Raw genomic sequence first — 16,715 nt, 5'->3', positions numbered from 1 at the left:
TTTTTTCAGCTGCAAAAAGCTGATTTCATGACAGTTTTGTTTCAATCCCTTCTTTAGCTATGCGATGCTGGCGCGCAGCCCATTCGCCAACTACAGCTTAAGTACACAACGTAGAACAATACGCGGCACCAACCATTTGCTCCTTTGGAGCACGACCAACACAGGGGGCCGAGCATGCTGACCCTGCTCAATCTGCTTTCCGCGGTGACCCTGCTGATCTGGGGCACGCACATCGTCCGTACCGGCATCCTGCGGGTCTACGGCTCCAACTTGCGCCAGGTTATCGGGCAGAACATGTCCAAGCGCTGGCTGGCATTCATCGCCGGGATACTGGTCACCGCCATGGTGCAAAGCAGCAACGCCACGGCGATGCTGGTGACCTCATTTGTCGGCCAGGGCCTGATGGGCCTGACGCCCGCCCTGGCGACCATGCTCGGCGCCGACGTTGGTACCGCATTAATGGCCCGGGTGCTGACCCTCGACCTGTCCTGGCTATCGCCGCTGCTGATTTTTCTTGGCGTGATTTTCTTCCTGTCCCGCAAACAAACGCGAATCGGACAAATGGGCCGCGTCGGCATCGGCCTGGGCCTGATCATCCTCGCGCTGCAATTGATCGTCGAAGCCGCAGGGCCCATTACCCATGCCCAGGGCGTCAAGGTGCTGTTCGCCTCGCTGACCGGCGACATTCTGCTCGATGCCCTGATAGGCGCATTGTTCGCGATGATTTCCTACTCCAGCCTGGCTGCCGTGCTGCTGACCGCCACACTGGCCGGCGCCGGCGTGATCGGCCTGCACGTGGCCATAGGTTTGGTAATCGGCGCCAACATCGGCTCCGGCGTGCTGGCCTTTCTCAGCACCAGCATGCAGAACGCCGCCGGGCGCCAGGTCGCGCTGGGCAGCTTGCTGTACAAGCTGATCGGCTTGCTGCTGATTATTCCGGTCCTCGATCCGCTGGTGCAGTGGATGGACACCCTGGACTACAGCACCCAAGGCATGGTCATCACCTTTCACCTGCTCTACAACGTCACCCGTTGCCTGATCCTGTTGCCCACTATCGGCCCGATGGCGCGTTTGTGTGCCTGGCTGCTGCCGGAGCGGCCGGAGGTCAACGGCCTGGCCAAACCCCGTCACCTCGACCTGACGGCACTGGCCACCCCAAGTCTGGCGCTGGCCAATGCCGCGCGGGAAACCCTGCGCCTGGGGGACTTGATCGACAATATGCTGACCTCAATGCTGGAAGTGCTGCGGGGCAATCAAACCGCAATCACCCAGGAAATGCGCAGCATCAGCGACGATGTCGAAGCCCTCTACAGCGCCATCAAGCTCTACCTGGCGCAGATGCCTCGCGAAGACCTCAGCGAACAGGACAGCCGCCGCTGGGCCGAGATCATTGAACTTGCGATCAATCTGAAACTGGCCGGCGACTTGATCGAGCGCATGCTGCGCAAGGTCCAGCAGCAAAAAACCTCCCAGCGCCGCTCGTTTTCCGAAGTTGGCCTGGAAGAACTGGCCGGCCTGCACAGCCAATTAATCGCCAACCTGCGCCTGGGCCTTTCGGTGTTTCTCAGTGCCGACCCGGAAAGCGCCCGGCAATTACTGCGTGAAAAACGCCGCTTCCGCGCCCAGGAACGGCGCCTGGCCCACGCCCACGTCAGCCGCCTGCAACGAAAGATCGTACAGAGCATCGAGACCAGTTCCCTGCATCTGGAGTTGATTGCCGACATGAAGCGCCTGAACTCGTTGTTCTGCAGCAGCGCCTATGTGGTTCTGGAAACCTCCGAAACCGGCGCACTGGCGACGGACAATATCGCCGACATCACCCATTCGCCCTGAACGTACGGCGGTGCGTGAAGTCAGTTAAAACGGACCTCACGCCAGGAAGCTTGTTATGCGTCGCCTGTTATTCGCCTGCCTGCTCATGGGCTCGGCACATACCTTTGCCTTTGATCGCTTGCAGGTAGAAGGCTATATGTTACCCAACGGCCTGCAATTGCTGCTCAAGCCGGGCACCGCGCGTGGGCACGTGGCCATTCGTTTGGTGGTCGGCGTTGGTCTGGACGACTTCAGTTGCCAAGACAAGGAGCTGCCGCATCTGCTGGAGCACCTGCTGTTCAGCGGTATCGACGGCGGCGGCGAAGGGGCTCTGGAAGAGCAGATGCAAGCCCTGGGCGGCGAATGGAACGCCTTCACCAGCAACGCCGACACCACCTTCGTCATCGAGGCACCGGCGCACAACCAGCGCAAGGTGCTGGACCTGTTGCTGGCGATCCTGACCCGAACCGAGCTGAACGACACCGCCATCACTGCCGCCAAGCAAGTGGTCGAGCGCGAAGATGGCGGCCATTACTCCCACTTGCAACGCCTACTGGATCGCCAGGACCTGGGCCACAACGCCAGCAATCAACTGGCGGTAGAGTTAGGCATCAAGTGCGCCGAACGGGCAGAAGTCCACGACTTGACCCGCGACCAACTGGAGAAGGTACGAAAGGATTGGTACGCACCCAACAACATGACCCTGATCATCGTCGGCGACCTGGACAAGTTGCTGCCGGCCTACCTGGAACGCACCTACGGACAGCTCGACCCGGTAGACCCCAGCGAACATCGGCCCCTGCTGCAGATTCAGCACGCCGCAGCCACTCACCGCGATCTGATCCACGGCTGGGTCGGCGATGGCGCCAAGCTGCACTGGCTGTTCCCGGAACCGGTGCAGGACGATCAACACGACGAAACCTACGACCTGCTCAAGGACTACATGGACTGGGCGCTGTATCGCCAACTGCGGCTCAAGCACGGTTTGTCCTACGGCCCGTGGAGCGAGCGGGAGGTGCTCGGCGGCGTTGGCTTCCTGAGCCTCAACGCCGACCTTGAACGCGACAACCTGCCCGAAGCCGAGCAGGTGCTGGAAACCCTCAAGATCACACTGCTCAAGGACGGCCTCGACCCGACCACCTTCGCTCGCCTGAAACAGGCTGCCATCGCCCGCCAGGCCTGGGCCGTGCAGGGCAACAGCGCGCTGGCCGACTATTACTGGAGCGCCTCGGGCGACTACATCGACGGGCGCTTCAGTGACCCGGTCAAGCGCATCAAGGCGGTCAGCCTGGAGCAGACCAACCAGGCCATGCGCCAGGTCCTTAACCAGACCGGCTACTGGCGCATCGAAAAACCACTGCTTAGCTACGACGCTCTCAACTGGGTCGGCGCAGGCGTTCTGGGGCTGATCGCGATTGTGTTGCTGGGTCTGCGGCGTTATCGCAAAGCGATTGCGCAATGACACCCCAATGAAACAGCTAAGGCGTTATTCTGTCTGGGATTTTCCCCGACAAAGACTGTGAACTGCCGAATGCCTAACCTGACCCATTACATACAGCGCGTCATTGAACTGATGAAGCGCTACCCAGGTGTGATTGCACTCGGCGGTTTTATCTCGGGAGTGAGCAGCTTCATCCTGGTGGATCGTCAGCAAGGTATGGCCAGCTGGATCGCCATCATCATGCTCGTGAGCTGGTTATGGCTGATGCTGGAAAACAGCTTCACCCAGTTGTTCAGCAAAGTTTTCAAGCGGGAAATCCCCGAACCGCTGCTGCGCTACGCCACGCAGATGATCCACCAGGAAAGCCTGTTCTTCGTCCTGCCGTTCTTTTTTGTCACCACCACCTGGAACAGCGGCCAATCGGTCTTCACCGGCCTGCTGGGCGCGGCGGCGCTGGTCTCGATCACCGACCCGCTGTACTACAAGTGGCTGGCACCCAAGCGCTCGCTGTTCTTGGCGCTGCACACCTTAACCCTGTTCGCCGCCCTGCTGACCGCGCTGCCGATCATCCTGCACCTGACCACCGCCGAGAGTTACAAGCTGGCACTCGGGGTGGCAATGGCACTGTCGATTCCGAGCCTGGCAGTCAGCCTGCCGCTACGCAGTGTGCGGGGCTGGGTCATGTTGCTGGGGGTAACCGCCGCCATTGGCGCCGCCGGCTGGTTCCTGCGCAGTTGGGTACCGCCAGCCACGTTGTGGATGAGCGAAGTCGCCATCAGCACCCAGTTGCAAGACCGCACCCCCGGCGATGACCTCAAGGAAGTCAGCTCCAGCCAACTGCGCAGCAGCGGGCTGTATGCCTATACCGCGATCAACGCGCCGCGCGGGCTGGATGAGCGGATCTACCATGTCTGGAAATTCAACGGCAAAGAGGTCGACCGTATTGCCCTGGATATTCACGGCGGGCGCAAGGAAGGCTACCGAGCCTGGACCCACAAACAAAATTTCCCGCCGGACGCGGTGGGGCACTGGCAGGTGCGGGTGCTGACCGAAGACGGGCAGGTGATCGGCGTGTTGCGCTTCAACGTAACTGACGCCAGTCAGGACGCCGCGACGGCGAACGCGCCAAAGTAGGCAGGATCGTGCTATTACGTAGGAACTGTGTAGTTGCCAAACAAGCTCGGAGCTTATGACCAGTAGCACAACGGCTGGAGCCGCTCACCTGGACACGTCCACCACCCCACCACAACTCAGGGTTACAGGGGACTGGACGCTGGCCCACTACACCTCCCTGAAAAAGCTTTCGCAAAAGCTCGACGGCCAATACGACGCCGGTACCCACATCGACCTTAACGGCCTGGGCGCCCTGGATACCGCCGGCGCCTCACTGCTGGTCGAGTTGCTCGGCCCCGAGCGCATTGAGCAATCCGCCGAACATTCCGATTGCAGCCTGTCCACCGCCGACCGGGCTCTGCTCAAAACAGTCTATCGCTCCCTGAACGACTTCTGTGTGCCGGTCAAAGAACCGGAAGAGAGCGCCGGCATTCAACTGCTGGCACGCATAGGCAGCGCGGTGGACACCGTCTGGCAAGACGGCATGAAGTTGCTGGGTTTTATCGGCCTGATCCTCGAAACCTTTGCCCGCGGCGTGTTCCGCCCCAAGCGCTGGCGGCTGACCCCGATGGTCGCCCATATCGAACAAACCGGCCTCGACGCCGCACCCATCGTCGCCTTGCTGACCTTTCTGGTGGGCGCAGTGGTGGCGTTTCTCGGTGCCACGGTGCTGGCCAGCTTCGGCGCGAGTATTTTCACCGTGGATCTGGTGGCCTTTTCGTTCCTGCGCGAATTCGGAGTACTCCTCACCGCAATCCTGATGGCCGGCCGTACCGCCAGTGCCTTCACCGCGCAAATCGGCTCGATGAAGGCCAACGAAGAAATCGACGCCATCCGCACCCTGGGCCTGGACCCGATGGAGTTGTTAGTTCTACCCCGGGTGCTGGCGTTGCTGGTGGCGCTGCCGATGCTGACATTCCTGGCGATGATCTCGGGGATTATCGGCGGTGGCGTGGTGTGTGCCGTATCACTGGGCATCTCGCCGGCGATGTTCCTCTCGCTGCTGCAGTCGGACATCGGCGTGCAGCACTTTTTGGTGGGCATGGTGAAGGCACCGATTTTCGCCTTCCTGATCGCCGCCATTGGTTGCCTGGAGGGCTTCAAGGTCAGCGGCAGCGCCGAGTCCGTCGGCGCCCACACCACCTCCAGCGTGGTGCAGTCGATTTTTGTGGTGATCGTGCTGGATGCGGTGGCCGCCTTGTTCTTCATGGAGATGGGCTGGTGAGTCGTTTACCCCGTGCGCCCGCCGAGGCGGTGATCGAAGTGCGTGGCCTGTGCAATCGCTTCGGCAAGCAGAGCGTGCACGAAAATCTCGACCTGGATTTGTACAAAGGCGAGATCCTTGCCGTGGTCGGCGGCTCCGGCAGCGGCAAGTCGGTGCTGTTGCGCAGCATCATTGGCCTGCGCCAACCCAGTGAGGGCGCGGTGCGGGTATTCGGCCAGGACCTGCCGAGCCTGTCGGAACATGAACGGTCGATGGTGGAACGGCGCTTCGGCGTACTGTTCCAGAAGGGCGCGCTGTTTTCTTCGCTGACGGTGACGGAAAACGTCGCCTTGCCGTTGATCGAACACGCGGGCCTCAGTCGTCCCGACGCTGAACACCTTGCTGCAGTGAAACTGGCCCTGGCCGGGTTGCCACTGTCGGCTGCCGACAAATACCCAGCCTCGCTCTCCGGCGGCATGATCAAACGCGCCGCCCTGGCACGCGCCCTGGCGCTGGACCCGGACATCCTGTTTCTCGATGAACCAACCGCCGGCCTTGACCCGATTGGTGCGGCCGCCTTCGATCAATTGATCCTGACCCTGCGCGATGCGTTGGGCCTGAGTGTGTTCCTGGTCACCCATGACCTCGACACGCTGTACACCATCACCGACCGGGTGGCGGTGCTGGCGCAGAAAAAAGTACTGGTGGCCGATGCCATCGACATCGTCTCGGAAACGGACGATGCCTGGATTCACGAATATTTTCATGGCCCACGAGGCCGCGCGGCATTGGATGCCGCTCAACAGTTCAACGAGGTATGACATGGAAACCCGAGCCCATCATGTGATGATCGGCCTGTTCAGCGTGATCGTGGTGGTCGGCGCCATGCTGTTCGGCCTGTGGCTGGCCAAATCCAGCGTTGACAGCGCCTTTCAGGATTACGAAGTGATCTTCAACGAGGCGGTCAGCGGCCTGTCCCAGGGCAGCTCGGTGCAGTACAGCGGGATCAAGGTCGGCGATGTCACCAGTCTGCGCCTGGACCCCAAGGACCCGCGCCGGGTATTGGCACGCATCCGCCTGGCCAGCCAGACACCGATCAAGGAAGACACCCAAGCCAAGCTGGCCCTGACCGGCATCACCGGCACCTCGATCATCCAGCTCAGTGGCGGCACGCCGCAAAGCCCCGGACTCAAGGGCAAGAATGGCGAGCTGCCGCAAATCACCGCTTCACCATCGCCTATCGCCCGCCTGCTGAACAACAGCAACGACTTGATGACCAGCATCAACCTGCTGCTGCACAACGCCAACCGCATGTTCTCCCCGGATAACGTCGACCGCCTCAGCAGCACCCTGGAACACCTGGAGCAGACCACCGGCGCCATCGCCGATCAGCGCGGAGATATCAAGCAGGTCATGCAGCAGCTGATGCAGGTCAGCAAGCAGGCCGGCGCCACCCTGGAGCAAACCACCGCGCTTATGCGTAACGCCAATGGCCTGCTCAATGACCAGGGCAAGCAGATGTTTGGCAGTGCCGAACAGGCCATGCACTCGCTTGAACAGAGCACCGCGACCATCAACAGCCTGCTGACCGACAACAAGGATTCCCTGAACAGCGGTATGCAAGGCCTCAATGAACTGGCCCCGGCCGTGCGCGAACTGCGCGACACCCTCGGTTCATTGCGGGCCATTTCCCGCCGTCTGGAAGCCAACCCCAGCGGGTATCTGCTGGGCAGCGACAAGAACAAGGAGTTCACGCCATGAAGCGTGCTTACCGCGTTATCGTCCCCGTCGCTCTGGCATTAGTCAGCGCCTGTTCGATCTTGCCCAAGGCCGATCCGTCCGACGTTTATCGGCTGCCTTCGGCCCAGGCCACTTCTCAAGCCAGCGCTGTAGCCTGGTCGTTGCGCCTGGCAAAGCCACAGACCAGCGAGTTCCTCGACAGCCCGCGCATCGCCGTGGTGCCTCAGGGTGACCTGATCAGCAGCTATGCGAACTCACGCTGGAGCGATCCGGCACCGGTGCTGTTGCGTAATCGGCTGCTGGATGGTTTCCAGCGGGATGGACGGGTGACGTTGCTCAGTACCGATGACACCAACCTGCAGGCGGACTTTGAGCTGGGCGGGCAGTTGCAGGCGTTTCAAAGCGAATATCGCGGCAGCGCCGTTGAAGTGGTGATTCGCCTGGATGCACGGCTGGTGCGCGGTAGTGATCAGCGGATCATTGCCAGCCGGCGCTTTGAAGTACGCCAGCCGGTCAGTGACACCAAGGTTCCGGCTGTGGTGGCGGGGTTTGGCCAGGCAGGGGATGTGTTGAACAAGCAGGTGGTGGATTGGGTGGTGGGGCAGGGCAATACAGCCGCGAAAAGATAGCCCTTTCTCTGTAGGAGCTCGCTCCTACAGGAACAGCGATTAGCCAAAAAACCAGTAGCACACCGAAATCGCCGCTATGACACCGGCCAACTCCGCCAACAACGCACACCCCACCGCATGCCGCGCCCGCTGGATGCCCACCGAGCCAAAGTACACCGCCAACACATAAAAGGTGGTCTCGGTACTGCCCTGAACCGTCGCCGCCACCAGTGCCGGGAAGCTATCGACACCTTGGGTCTGCATGGTTTCAATCAGCATCGCCCGCGCCGCGCTGCCGGAGAACGGCTTGACCATCGCCGTCGGCAACGCGTCGACAAAGCGGGTATCCATCCCGGTCCAGGCCACTAGATGACGAATGCCCTCCAGGCCAAAATCCAGCGCCCCGGAGGCCCGCAATACGCCCACTGCACAGAGCATCGCCACCAGGTACGGCAGCAAATTTTTGGCGACGTCGAAGCCCTCTTTGGCGCCTTCGACAAACGCTTCATAGACCTTAACCTTGCGCAGGGCGCCGATCAGCAGAAACAACATGATCAGGCCGAACAACGTCAGGTTGCCGAGAATCGATGACAAACCGGCCAACGCCGTGGCCGACAAGGTCGCCAGCAACGCCATGAAGCCGCCCAGTATCAGGGCGCCCGGAATCAGATAGGCCAGTACCACCGGGTCCCACAAGCGCAGGCGCTGCATGACAGCCACCGACAACAGCCCCACCAGGGTCGAAGCACTGGTGGCCAGCAGGATCGGCAGGAATACCAACGTCGGATCAGGCGCGCCTTGCTGCGCGCGGTACATAAAGATAGTCACCGGCAGCAGGGTCAGGGAGGACGCGTTGAGCACCAGGAACAGGATCTGCGCGTTACTGGCAGTGTTGGGGATGGGGTTGAGTTCTTGCAGCGACTTCATGGCTTTCAGGCCGATGGGCGTGGCCGCGTTATCGAGACCCAGGCCGTTGGCGGCAAAGTTCAGGGTGATCAAGCCGATGGCAGGGTGACCAGCAGGCACTTCTGGCATCAGCCGCAGGAATAGCGGACCGAGGGCCTTGGCCAACCATTCGACGATCCCGGCCTTCTCGGCGATGCGCAGGAAACCCAGCCACAGGGTCAGGGTGCCGAACAGGAGCACCATCACTTCCACTGACAACTTGGCCATGGCGAAAATGCTTTCGACCATCGCCGCGAAGATCCCGGCGTTACCGCCAATCAGCCACTGCGCCAGTGCTGAAACCATTGCAACGATAAAGAAGCCAAGCCACAGGCCATTGAGCATCAGTTAAATCCCCCGGAAGATGTGGCGAATGATAGCGGGGCTGGCAGAAACGACAAACCCCGGATTTCCCGGGGTTTGTTCAGGTCACGTTGACGCAGGCATTATCAGCCTTGGGTGGCCTCGCCAGCCGGCAGCACTTGCTTGGTGCGCCAGTGCGGCAGGGAATTCCAGTAGCGCTCGCCCTTGGCATCGTCGTACATGCCTTCCCAGCGAGCGATGACCAGTACGGCCAGGGCGTTGCCGATCACGTTCAGTGCGGTACGGGCCATGTCCATGATCCGGTCGACACCGGCGATGAACGCCAGGCCTTCCAGCGGAATACCGACACTGCCCAGGGTCGCCAGCAGCACCACGAAGGAAACACCAGGAACGCCGGCGATGCCTTTGGAAGTCACCATCAGGGTCAGCACCAGCATCAGTTGCTGGCCAACCGACAGGTCGATGCCATACAGCTGGGCGATAAAGATCGCCGCGATGCTCTGGTACAGGGTCGAACCGTCGAGGTTGAACGAGTAGCCGGTGGGCACCACGAAGCTGCAAATGGCCTTCGGTGCGCCGTAGGCTTCCATCTTCTCGATCACGCGCGGCAATACGGTTTCGGAACTGGCGGTGGAGTAAGCCAGCACCAGCTCATCCTTGAAGATGCGCATCAGCTTGATCACCGAGAAACCGAACATGCGAGCGATCAGGCCCAATATTACAAAGGCAAAGAACAGGATGGCGACGTAAACCAGGATCACCAACTTGGCCAGCGGTAACAAGGATGCGAAGCCGAAGTTGGCAACAGTCACAGCGATCAGGGCGAATACACCGATAGGGGCGTACTTCATGATCATGTGGGTGACTTTGAACATGCTCTCGGACACGCCCTGGAACATCGTCACCAGCGGCTCGCGCAGCTCAGGCTTGAGGCTCGACAAGCCAAGGCCGAACAACACCGAGAAGAATATGATCGGCAGCATGTCGCCACGGGCCACAGCGGCAAAGATGTTCGAGGGGATCAGGTTGAGGATGGTCTGGACAAACGCATGCTCATGCTGAACCTCGGCGGCTGTCGCCTGGTACTTGGAAATATCGACGGTACCCAGGGTACTCATGTCGATGCCGGCACCCGGATGGAACAGGTTGGCCAGCAACAGACCGACGACGATCGCAATGGTGGTGACCACTTCGAAATAAAGGATGGTTTTCACACCGATCCGACCTAATTTCTTCGCGTCCCCAACACCCGCGATTCCGACAATCAGCGACGAAATCACAATCGGAATCACGATCATCTTGATCAGGCGAATAAAGATATCGCCGGCTGGTTGCAACACGTTGCTGATCCACCAGGCCTTTTCGGCACTGAAATGGTTGAGCAACGCACCGATTGCAATCCCTAGTACCAGACCGATGAGGATCTGCCAGGCGAGGCTTAGCTTTGCCTTCTTCATGTTATTACCCTTACGTCAAGTGGACTCAGGCAGATGCGCCAGCTGGAACGCCCGGAAGCGAAAAAGTGTGTGCATCAGCCTCCGTAGAAGGTCACCGCTAGATGGCCGATATGGCTCACTGGCAGGCGAAAAAAGGCGCAACTATTCCGATGCCAGGGGGCGACGTCTAATGCCGTAAACGACTACCCTATGCCGAATCGGCATGAGTTTATAGGAGGAAATCTGTCCGTATGGTCAAATTAAATGCGACATTTCGGCACACGTACATACCGTGAACCGGCCATTTTAGCGTCGCTCAGGGTTTTAGGGGGATTTGTACCCGTGCGTAAAAACTCTTGAAGATTCCTACGGATACCATTGAAAAAGTCGTCTTGCTGCCAGCGAACTTTCTCGATAGATGGTCGTGTGGAAACACCGCGAAACGGTAAGAGAGGGAAAAAAGGAAAATTTCCGCTATACGCGGCATAAGAGGGATGTGACCGCAACAAGCCCACCGCAAGTTCGTCAAGCCATCACGGCTTGCGAACTTGCGGCGCAGCTTTTCTCCTGACCCGGCCCTTGATCAGAGCAATCCAGCCCCTTGGTCATGCACCACTGTCCGGCAGGAGTGCAAACAGAAAGAAGCGTTTGGCTTCTTTCTATGGGCGTTAGATCCGCCAAACAGGCCTAGTACCAGTTAGGGTCTTTCTTGAGCTGTTCCATCAACAACTTCTGCATGCCTTCGTCCGGCTTGCCGAGGAAGCGGTAATCGGCGTGCCGGGTCGGCGACTTGTCCGCCGGCAGGCCGGCCGGGACTTCCACTAACATCGCGTAGGCATCTTCCTTGTCCAAACTGAAAGCAACGATCAGGCGCTTATTCAGGCACGTCTCTGCGGTTTCACAGAGCGGTCCTACAAGGTACTGGTCGCCATCTTCGGTAACGGCATTCATTTGTTCAGAGGTGCCCGAGAGGTTAATTACCCAATCTGGCAAGCGCTCTTCCTTCTTGACCACGCCCTGCCAGGTTTCGCGGTACTGCGGGTCCGCGCTCAGCAGTTCGTTGGCCCTGGACTGACCATCATTGGCCGCCATGACCAGGCCACTGCCGCCCAACAACAGGGCAGCAGCAATGGCGTTAAGGGACGAATTGAACATGTTCAGCCTCGGCCGCGACGGCCAAAGAAGAAGGAAACGATGAACATCACCAGGAAGACCACAAAGAGAATCTTGGCGATACCCGTGGCGGTGCCCGCGATACCACCGAAGCCCAGGACTGCAGCCACAATGGCAATGATCAGGAATGTGATTGCCCAGCTCAACATGGTAACTCTCCTTACTCTTCTATATGAGTGACTGCTGTGAAACTTCCCCGTTGCCCCAATCGAGCCACGGGGTCATGCCTAGAACACCCAGCGTTCTTGATGAGGTTGATCGCTCAGGGCAATGTCCTGTTCAACCGCCATCAACTGCGGGACTGTCACGTCGGCGGTACTGCTGCCGACGGAGCGGAAATGGGTCTGTGTCGTCGTCGGGCGCTCGAAATGCCGGACTTGCTGCTGACCCGGCTCCCAACGCTGCAATTGCTGCCCACCGATCAAGGTGACCATCAAGGCCAGGCTTGCAAACAGGCCCTGCTGCAAGCGCAGTGGCGATACGCGCAATTGGGTGAGGCGTTGGCGAGTCATCCTGAATCTCTCCCGCATTCTGATTATTCATTTATGACGGTTATGTGAGAAATAGTGCAGGGTGCATGCCAGTTTTTTTATTGGAAAATAATCAATAAAATCAAATAGTTAATAACAGTACAGATTTCATCTCACCAGCATCCTGCACGATACCCCTACCTGCGTCGTGCGAAATGCACGATGGTCAGTGGTCGGATCAGCGGGTCGGAAACGAACATTTGGCTGCCGAAGTGGCTAAAAAGACTGAAAACGCCATCAACGGGCGTCTCTGTAGGAAAGGGTGCAGATAGCTGCACGGCAATGCTTTTAATCAATCAGAATAAACCATGCAACTTGCCCGATTATTCTGGGACTAAACAAGATCACTCATTCTTAAAGGAGCGCAGGACAGATGGAATCAGCCAAGGAACTTCAAGGCCGCATTCTTTTAGTGGATGACGAGTCCGCGATCCTTCGCACCTTCCGTTACTGCCTGGAAGATGAAGGCTACACCGTAGCTACCGCCAACAGCGCGGCCCAGGCCGATGCCTTGCTGCAGCGTCAAGTTTTCGACCTGTGCTTCCTGGACCTGCGCCTGGGTGAAGACAACGGCCTCGATGTGCTGGCGCAAATGCGTATCCAGGCGCCGTGGATGCGCGTGGTCATCGTCACCGCCCATTCTGCTGTCGACACCGCAGTGGACGCCATTCAAGCCGGGGCTGCCGATTACCTCGTCAAACCCTGCAGCCCCGATCAACTGCGCCTGGCCACGGCTAAACAACTGGAAGTGCGCCAACTCTCGGCACGCCTGGAGGCCCTGGAAGGCGAAGTGCGCCAGCCCAAGGACGGCCTCGACTCCCATAGCCCGGCGATGATGGTGGTGCTGGAGACTGCTCGTCAGGTGGCCGGTACCGACGCCAACATCCTGATCCTCGGCGAATCCGGCACCGGTAAAGGTGAACTGGCCCGAGCGATCCACGGCTGGAGCAAACGGGCGAAGAAATCCTGCGTCACCATCAACTGCCCGTCGCTGACGGCCGAGTTGATGGAAAGCGAATTATTCGGTCACAGCCGTGGCGCGTTTACAGGGGCCAGCGAAAGTACCTTGGGCCGTGTGAACCAGGCCGATGGCGGCACGCTGTTTCTCGACGAGATCGGCGACTTTCCACTAACGTTGCAACCAAAATTACTGCGTTTCATCCAGGACAAGGAGTATGAGCGGGTCGGTGATCCGGTGACCCGTCGCGCCGACGTGCGGATCCTGGCCGCTACCAACCTGAACCTGGAAGACATGGTTCGCGACGGTCGTTTCCGTGAAGACTTGTTGTATCGCCTGAACGTCATCACGTTGCATCTGCCGCCCCTGCGCGAACGCAGTGAAGATATCCTCACGCTCGCCGATCGTTTCCTCGCGCGTTTCGTCAAGGAATACGCAAGGCCGGCACGGGCTTTCAGCGATGAAGCACGTGAGGCGCTGCTCAACTACCGTTGGCCAGGCAATATCCGCGAACTGCGCAACGTGGTCGAACGCGCCAGCATCATCTGTCCCCAGGAAAAAGTTGAGATCAGCCACTTGGGGATGGCCGAACAACCGACCAACAACTCACCGCGCATCGGCGCAGCACTGAGCCTGGATGAACTGGAGAAAGCCCACATCGGCGCAGTGCTAGCCACCAGCGACACCCTTGACCAGGCGGCCAGAACCCTCGGCATTGATGCGTCGACGCTGTACCGCAAACGCAAACAATACAACCTGTGAGCTGTACCCTATGAAGCTTGCGATGAAACTGCGCACTCGGTTGTTCTTGAGTATTTCAGCGCTGATCACCGTTGCCCTGCTCGGGTTGCTGCTGGGTCTGGTGAGTGTCATGCAAATGGCCAAGACCCAGGAATCACTGATCCGTAGCAACTTCATTACCCTGGACCTGGGGCTAAAGCTGCGCCAGACCCTGGGTGACCAGTTAATGATCATGCTCAACGAGCGGCCGGACCAGGCCACACTGCAAGCGTCCAAGCAGCAGTATTTCACCCTGCTGGAGCAAGGCATCGAACACGAGCGCAAGGATGCCAAGAACAACAGCTTTACCCAGGCTAAAACCGATTATCTGAACTTCCTGCAAGCCCTCGACGAAAGTGAAAACACGTCGCCATTGCTGCGTAACAACGACAAGCTCACCGCAAGCTTCAACGTGTTGCGCAACGGCCTGATCAGTGAACACAAGAAAGCCCTGGAAAACATCAACGATACTGAACAACAGTCAAGGGAACGGGCGCTATTGATTGCTGGCCTACTGGGGCTGGTAGGGCTGGCCGTGCTGATCATCGGTTTCATCACCGCCCACGGCATCGCCCAACGTTTTGGCGGCCCTATCGAGGCGTTAGCCAAAGCCGCCGACAAGATAGGCCAAGGCAATTTCGAGGTAACGCTGCCCATCTCCTCGGCGGCAGAGATGAACCTGCTGACCCGGCGTTTCGGCATCATGGCCGAAGCCTTGCGCCAGCATCAGGCAACCAACATCGATGAACTGCTCGCCGGTCAGCAACGCCTGCAGGCGGTTCTCGACAGCATCGACGACGGTTTATTGATGATTGACCGCCAGGGGCGCCTGGAGCACCTTAACCCAGTGGCACAGCGCCAGCTGGGTTGGGACACAGACCGCTTGGGGCAGGGCCTTGGCGAAGCTCTCGGGCGTCCGGAACTGGATGAACAACTGCACTTGGTACTTCGCGGCGGCAACCTGGAACGGGCGCCTGAAGACTTGGAAGTAGAGGTTGAAGGTGAACTGCGTCTGCTGACCTACAGCCTGACGCCCGTCAGCCATACCCAGGGGCATATTCTGGGAGCGGTGATGGTGCTGCATGACGTAACCGAGCAACGGGCCTTCGAGCGGGTGCGCAGCGAATTCGTGTTGCGCGCCTCCCATGAGTTGCGCACACCGGTCACCGGCATGCACATGGCGTTCGGGCTGTTCCAGGAGCGGGCGAAGTTCCCTCCCGAGTCTCGCGAAGCCGACCTGCTGAGCACGGTGAATGAAGAAATGCAGCGTCTGATGCAGTTGATCAACGACTTGCTGAACTTCTCCCGCTACCAGAATGGCCTGCAAAAACTCACCCTGGCGCCCTGCGACATCACCGATCTGCTTGAACATGCCCGCGCCCGGTTTACCGAGCAGGCCAATGTGCAAAACATTGAGTTACTAGTCGAAGAGCAATCCCAACTCCCCAGGTTGCACGCCGATCAAGCGCAGTTGGAACGAGTGCTCGACAACCTTCTGGGCAATGCCTTGCGGCACACCGCCGAAGGCGGACAAATCCGCTTGCAGGCACGCCGCCATGGCGAGCGGGTGATTGTCAGCGTCGAAGACAATGGCGAAGGCATCGCCTATGGGCAGCAGGGGCGAATCTTCGAACCCTTTGTCCAGGTGGGACGCAAGAAAGGCGGCGCCGGCCTTGGCCTGGCGCTGTGCAAGGAGATCGTGCAACTGCACGGCGGCCGCATGGGGGTGTACTCGCGGCCAGGGCAGGGGACGCAATTTTACATGGCGTTGCCGCTATAAGCTTGAACGGCAGGGCTCAAGCTTGAGGCGTGCAGCTGACGCCCGTTCAACGCCTGCAAAATCGCCGCGCTTTCGGCGTCCGGTGTCCCGTCAAACAGCGACGCTCGGAAATGCATCTGGAACGCCGCCAGCACGTGCCGCGTCGCCACATCCAGCTCGCCCGTTTGCGGCGTCGCGTAGCCCAGTCGCGCCAACTCCTCCTGAAACCAGGTAATACTCGGCAGCTCGTTGGCATACTGCGCCTGAAAGCCCGCGACTACCTGGGCGTCCGGCCAAATCCCAAGCCCTTCATCGGCCAGGCGCTTCCAGGGGAACAACGGGCCAGGATCCAGTTTGCGCAGTGGCGCGATATCGCTATGGCCAATGATGTAGCGCGGGTCAATCTTGTTCCGCTTGCTGATGTCCTTGAGCAAAATCACCAACGACTGGACCTGCGCCTCGGAATAGGGATACCAGACACGGCCCGTCGGCGTATCGCGATAACCCTGATTGACGATCTCGATTCCGATGGAGCTGGAGTTGAGCCAAGTGCGGCCCAGCCATTCGCTTTCTCCGGCGTGCCAGGCACGCTGACTCTCATCCACCAACTTATAAATGGTGGCAGACGCATCGTCGCCAATCAGGTAATGGCTGCTGACCTGGCCATGAGTCAATAGCGCCAGCGAACGCTCCAAGGAAGTCGACGTATAGTGCACGATGACGAACTGCACACGGTTGTCGTAATTCGCCGAAGGATGGCTGGTATCCAGGCGAGGACCGCTCGCGCAGCCGGCGAGCATCAAAAACAGAAAGGCAGAACACAGAAATTTCATGGCAGCAGACAGTACACTAAAGACGATAATGCAACAGTGTAACGTACCGCTTGCCGCCA

The 16,715-nt window shown here is 59.4% G+C and carries 15 protein-coding genes; 9 read left to right on the top strand and 6 right to left on the bottom strand.

All coding sequences use genetic code 11. The features are described 5' to 3' along the window. Positions 1 to 174 precede the first annotated feature (174 nt). The 7 genes from ACZRJ6_RS09370 (at position 175) to ACZRJ6_RS09340 (ending at position 7,939) form a co-directional block, all read left to right on the top strand. Positions 175 to 1,833: a Na/Pi cotransporter family protein gene (locus ACZRJ6_RS09370; RefSeq protein WP_463967437.1), complete on the top strand. Its 1,659-nt coding sequence runs from the start codon at positions 175 to 177 to the stop codon at positions 1,831 to 1,833. A 55-nt stretch (positions 1,834 to 1,888) separates the two neighbouring features. Continuing rightward, positions 1,889 to 3,274: a M16 family metallopeptidase gene (locus tag ACZRJ6_RS09365; protein ID WP_463967438.1), complete on the top strand. Its 1,386-nt coding sequence runs from the start codon at positions 1,889 to 1,891 to the stop codon at positions 3,272 to 3,274. A 69-nt stretch (positions 3,275 to 3,343) separates the two neighbouring features. Further along, a complete protein-coding gene (locus tag ACZRJ6_RS09360; protein ID WP_463967439.1) occupies positions 3,344 to 4,387 on the top strand; it encodes a DUF5924 family protein in 1,044 nt (347 codons plus the stop codon). Positions 4,388 to 4,442: 55 nt separating this feature from the next. Next, positions 4,443 to 5,591, top strand: a complete 1,149-nt coding sequence (locus ACZRJ6_RS09355) for an ABC transporter permease (RefSeq protein ID WP_463967440.1) — start codon at positions 4,443 to 4,445, stop codon at positions 5,589 to 5,591. Further along, positions 5,588 to 6,391, top strand: coding sequence for an ABC transporter ATP-binding protein (locus ACZRJ6_RS09350; RefSeq protein ID WP_463967441.1), 804 nt, complete (start codon positions 5,588 to 5,590; stop codon positions 6,389 to 6,391). Before ACZRJ6_RS09355 ends, ACZRJ6_RS09350 begins: the two co-directional genes overlap by 4 nt. Position 6,392: 1 nt before the next feature. Further along, on the top strand, positions 6,393 to 7,331 hold the full coding sequence (locus ACZRJ6_RS09345) for an MlaD family protein (RefSeq protein ID WP_463967442.1): 939 nt from the start codon (positions 6,393 to 6,395) through the stop codon (positions 7,329 to 7,331). Further along, positions 7,328 to 7,939: an ABC-type transport auxiliary lipoprotein family protein gene (locus tag ACZRJ6_RS09340; protein ID WP_463967443.1), complete on the top strand. Its 612-nt coding sequence runs from the start codon at positions 7,328 to 7,330 to the stop codon at positions 7,937 to 7,939. Before ACZRJ6_RS09345 ends, ACZRJ6_RS09340 begins: the two co-directional genes overlap by 4 nt. 39 nt (positions 7,940 to 7,978) lie before the next feature. Here the strand turns inward: ACZRJ6_RS09340 and ACZRJ6_RS09335 are convergent, their stop codons facing one another. From ACZRJ6_RS09335 to ACZRJ6_RS09315, 5 genes are all read right to left on the bottom strand, one after another. Next, on the bottom strand, positions 7,979 to 9,208 hold the full coding sequence (locus ACZRJ6_RS09335; RefSeq protein WP_463967444.1) for a nucleoside recognition domain-containing protein: 1,230 nt from the start codon (positions 9,206 to 9,208) through the stop codon (positions 7,979 to 7,981). 104 nt (positions 9,209 to 9,312) lie between these two features. Beyond that, positions 9,313 to 10,644 carry a glutamate/aspartate:proton symporter GltP gene (gltP, locus tag ACZRJ6_RS09330; protein ID WP_463967445.1) on the bottom strand — a complete coding sequence of 444 codons (1,332 nt, stop codon included), beginning with the start codon at positions 10,642 to 10,644 and terminating at the stop codon, positions 9,313 to 9,315. Positions 10,645 to 11,310: 666 nt separating this feature from the next. Continuing rightward, positions 11,311 to 11,778 carry an inhibitor of vertebrate lysozyme family protein gene (locus tag ACZRJ6_RS09325; protein WP_463967446.1) on the bottom strand — a complete coding sequence of 156 codons (468 nt, stop codon included), beginning with the start codon at positions 11,776 to 11,778 and terminating at the stop codon, positions 11,311 to 11,313. Positions 11,779 to 11,780: 2 nt separating this feature from the next. Then, positions 11,781 to 11,945 carry a DUF1328 domain-containing protein gene (locus ACZRJ6_RS09320; RefSeq protein WP_084378456.1) on the bottom strand — a complete coding sequence of 55 codons (165 nt, stop codon included), beginning with the start codon at positions 11,943 to 11,945 and terminating at the stop codon, positions 11,781 to 11,783. A gap of 78 nt (positions 11,946 to 12,023) precedes the next feature. Next, the gene (locus ACZRJ6_RS09315) at positions 12,024 to 12,308 is read right to left on the bottom strand and encodes a hypothetical protein (RefSeq protein ID WP_463967447.1); all 285 of its coding nucleotides are present in this window, start codon (positions 12,306 to 12,308) and stop codon (positions 12,024 to 12,026) included. 391 nt (positions 12,309 to 12,699) lie between these two features. Between ACZRJ6_RS09315 and algB the strand changes: the two genes are divergently transcribed. Both algB and ACZRJ6_RS09305 read left to right on the top strand, forming a co-directional pair. Beyond that, the gene (algB, locus tag ACZRJ6_RS09310) at positions 12,700 to 14,046 is read left to right on the top strand and encodes a sigma-54-dependent response regulator transcription factor AlgB (RefSeq protein WP_463967448.1); all 1,347 of its coding nucleotides are present in this window, start codon (positions 12,700 to 12,702) and stop codon (positions 14,044 to 14,046) included. A gap of 10 nt (positions 14,047 to 14,056) precedes the next feature. Next, positions 14,057 to 15,844, top strand: a complete 1,788-nt coding sequence (locus ACZRJ6_RS09305) for a KinB sensor domain-containing domain (RefSeq protein ID WP_463967449.1) — start codon at positions 14,057 to 14,059, stop codon at positions 15,842 to 15,844. Here ACZRJ6_RS09305 and ACZRJ6_RS09300 read toward each other — a convergent pair. Beyond that, on the bottom strand, positions 15,823 to 16,656 hold the full coding sequence (locus tag ACZRJ6_RS09300) for an N-acetylmuramoyl-L-alanine amidase (RefSeq protein ID WP_463967450.1): 834 nt from the start codon (positions 16,654 to 16,656) through the stop codon (positions 15,823 to 15,825). The genes ACZRJ6_RS09305 and ACZRJ6_RS09300 overlap by 22 nt on opposite strands. Positions 16,657 to 16,715: the final 59 nt, after the last annotated feature.

The organism is Pseudomonas sp. C321, assembly GCF_055407105.1.
The sequence above is the reverse complement of the archived record's forward strand: the minus strand, read 5'-3'. Positions and strand labels throughout refer to the sequence as shown.

Coding starts and splice junctions, on each gene's coding strand:
- ACZRJ6_RS09360 (WP_463967439.1), top strand. CDS start 3,344: ATGCCTAACCTGACCCATTACATACAGCGCGTCATTGAACTGATGAAG.
- ACZRJ6_RS09300 (WP_463967450.1), bottom strand. CDS start 16,656: ATGAAATTTCTGTGTTCTGCCTTTCTGTTTTTGATGCTCGCCGGCTGC.
- gltP (WP_463967445.1), bottom strand. CDS start 10,644: ATGAAGAAGGCAAAGCTAAGCCTCGCCTGGCAGATCCTCATCGGTCTG.
- ACZRJ6_RS09305 (WP_463967449.1), top strand. CDS start 14,057: ATGAAGCTTGCGATGAAACTGCGCACTCGGTTGTTCTTGAGTATTTCA.
- ACZRJ6_RS09335 (WP_463967444.1), bottom strand. CDS start 9,208: ATGCTCAATGGCCTGTGGCTTGGCTTCTTTATCGTTGCAATGGTTTCA.
- ACZRJ6_RS09345 (WP_463967442.1), top strand. CDS start 6,393: ATGGAAACCCGAGCCCATCATGTGATGATCGGCCTGTTCAGCGTGATC.
- algB (WP_463967448.1), top strand. CDS start 12,700: ATGGAATCAGCCAAGGAACTTCAAGGCCGCATTCTTTTAGTGGATGAC.
- ACZRJ6_RS09315 (WP_463967447.1), bottom strand. CDS start 12,308: ATGACTCGCCAACGCCTCACCCAATTGCGCGTATCGCCACTGCGCTTG.
- ACZRJ6_RS09365 (WP_463967438.1), top strand. CDS start 1,889: ATGCGTCGCCTGTTATTCGCCTGCCTGCTCATGGGCTCGGCACATACC.
- ACZRJ6_RS09320 (WP_084378456.1), bottom strand. CDS start 11,945: ATGTTGAGCTGGGCAATCACATTCCTGATCATTGCCATTGTGGCTGCA.
- ACZRJ6_RS09325 (WP_463967446.1), bottom strand. CDS start 11,778: ATGTTCAATTCGTCCCTTAACGCCATTGCTGCTGCCCTGTTGTTGGGC.
- ACZRJ6_RS09370 (WP_463967437.1), top strand. CDS start 175: ATGCTGACCCTGCTCAATCTGCTTTCCGCGGTGACCCTGCTGATCTGG.
- ACZRJ6_RS09355 (WP_463967440.1), top strand. CDS start 4,443: ATGACCAGTAGCACAACGGCTGGAGCCGCTCACCTGGACACGTCCACC.
- ACZRJ6_RS09340 (WP_463967443.1), top strand. CDS start 7,328: ATGAAGCGTGCTTACCGCGTTATCGTCCCCGTCGCTCTGGCATTAGTC.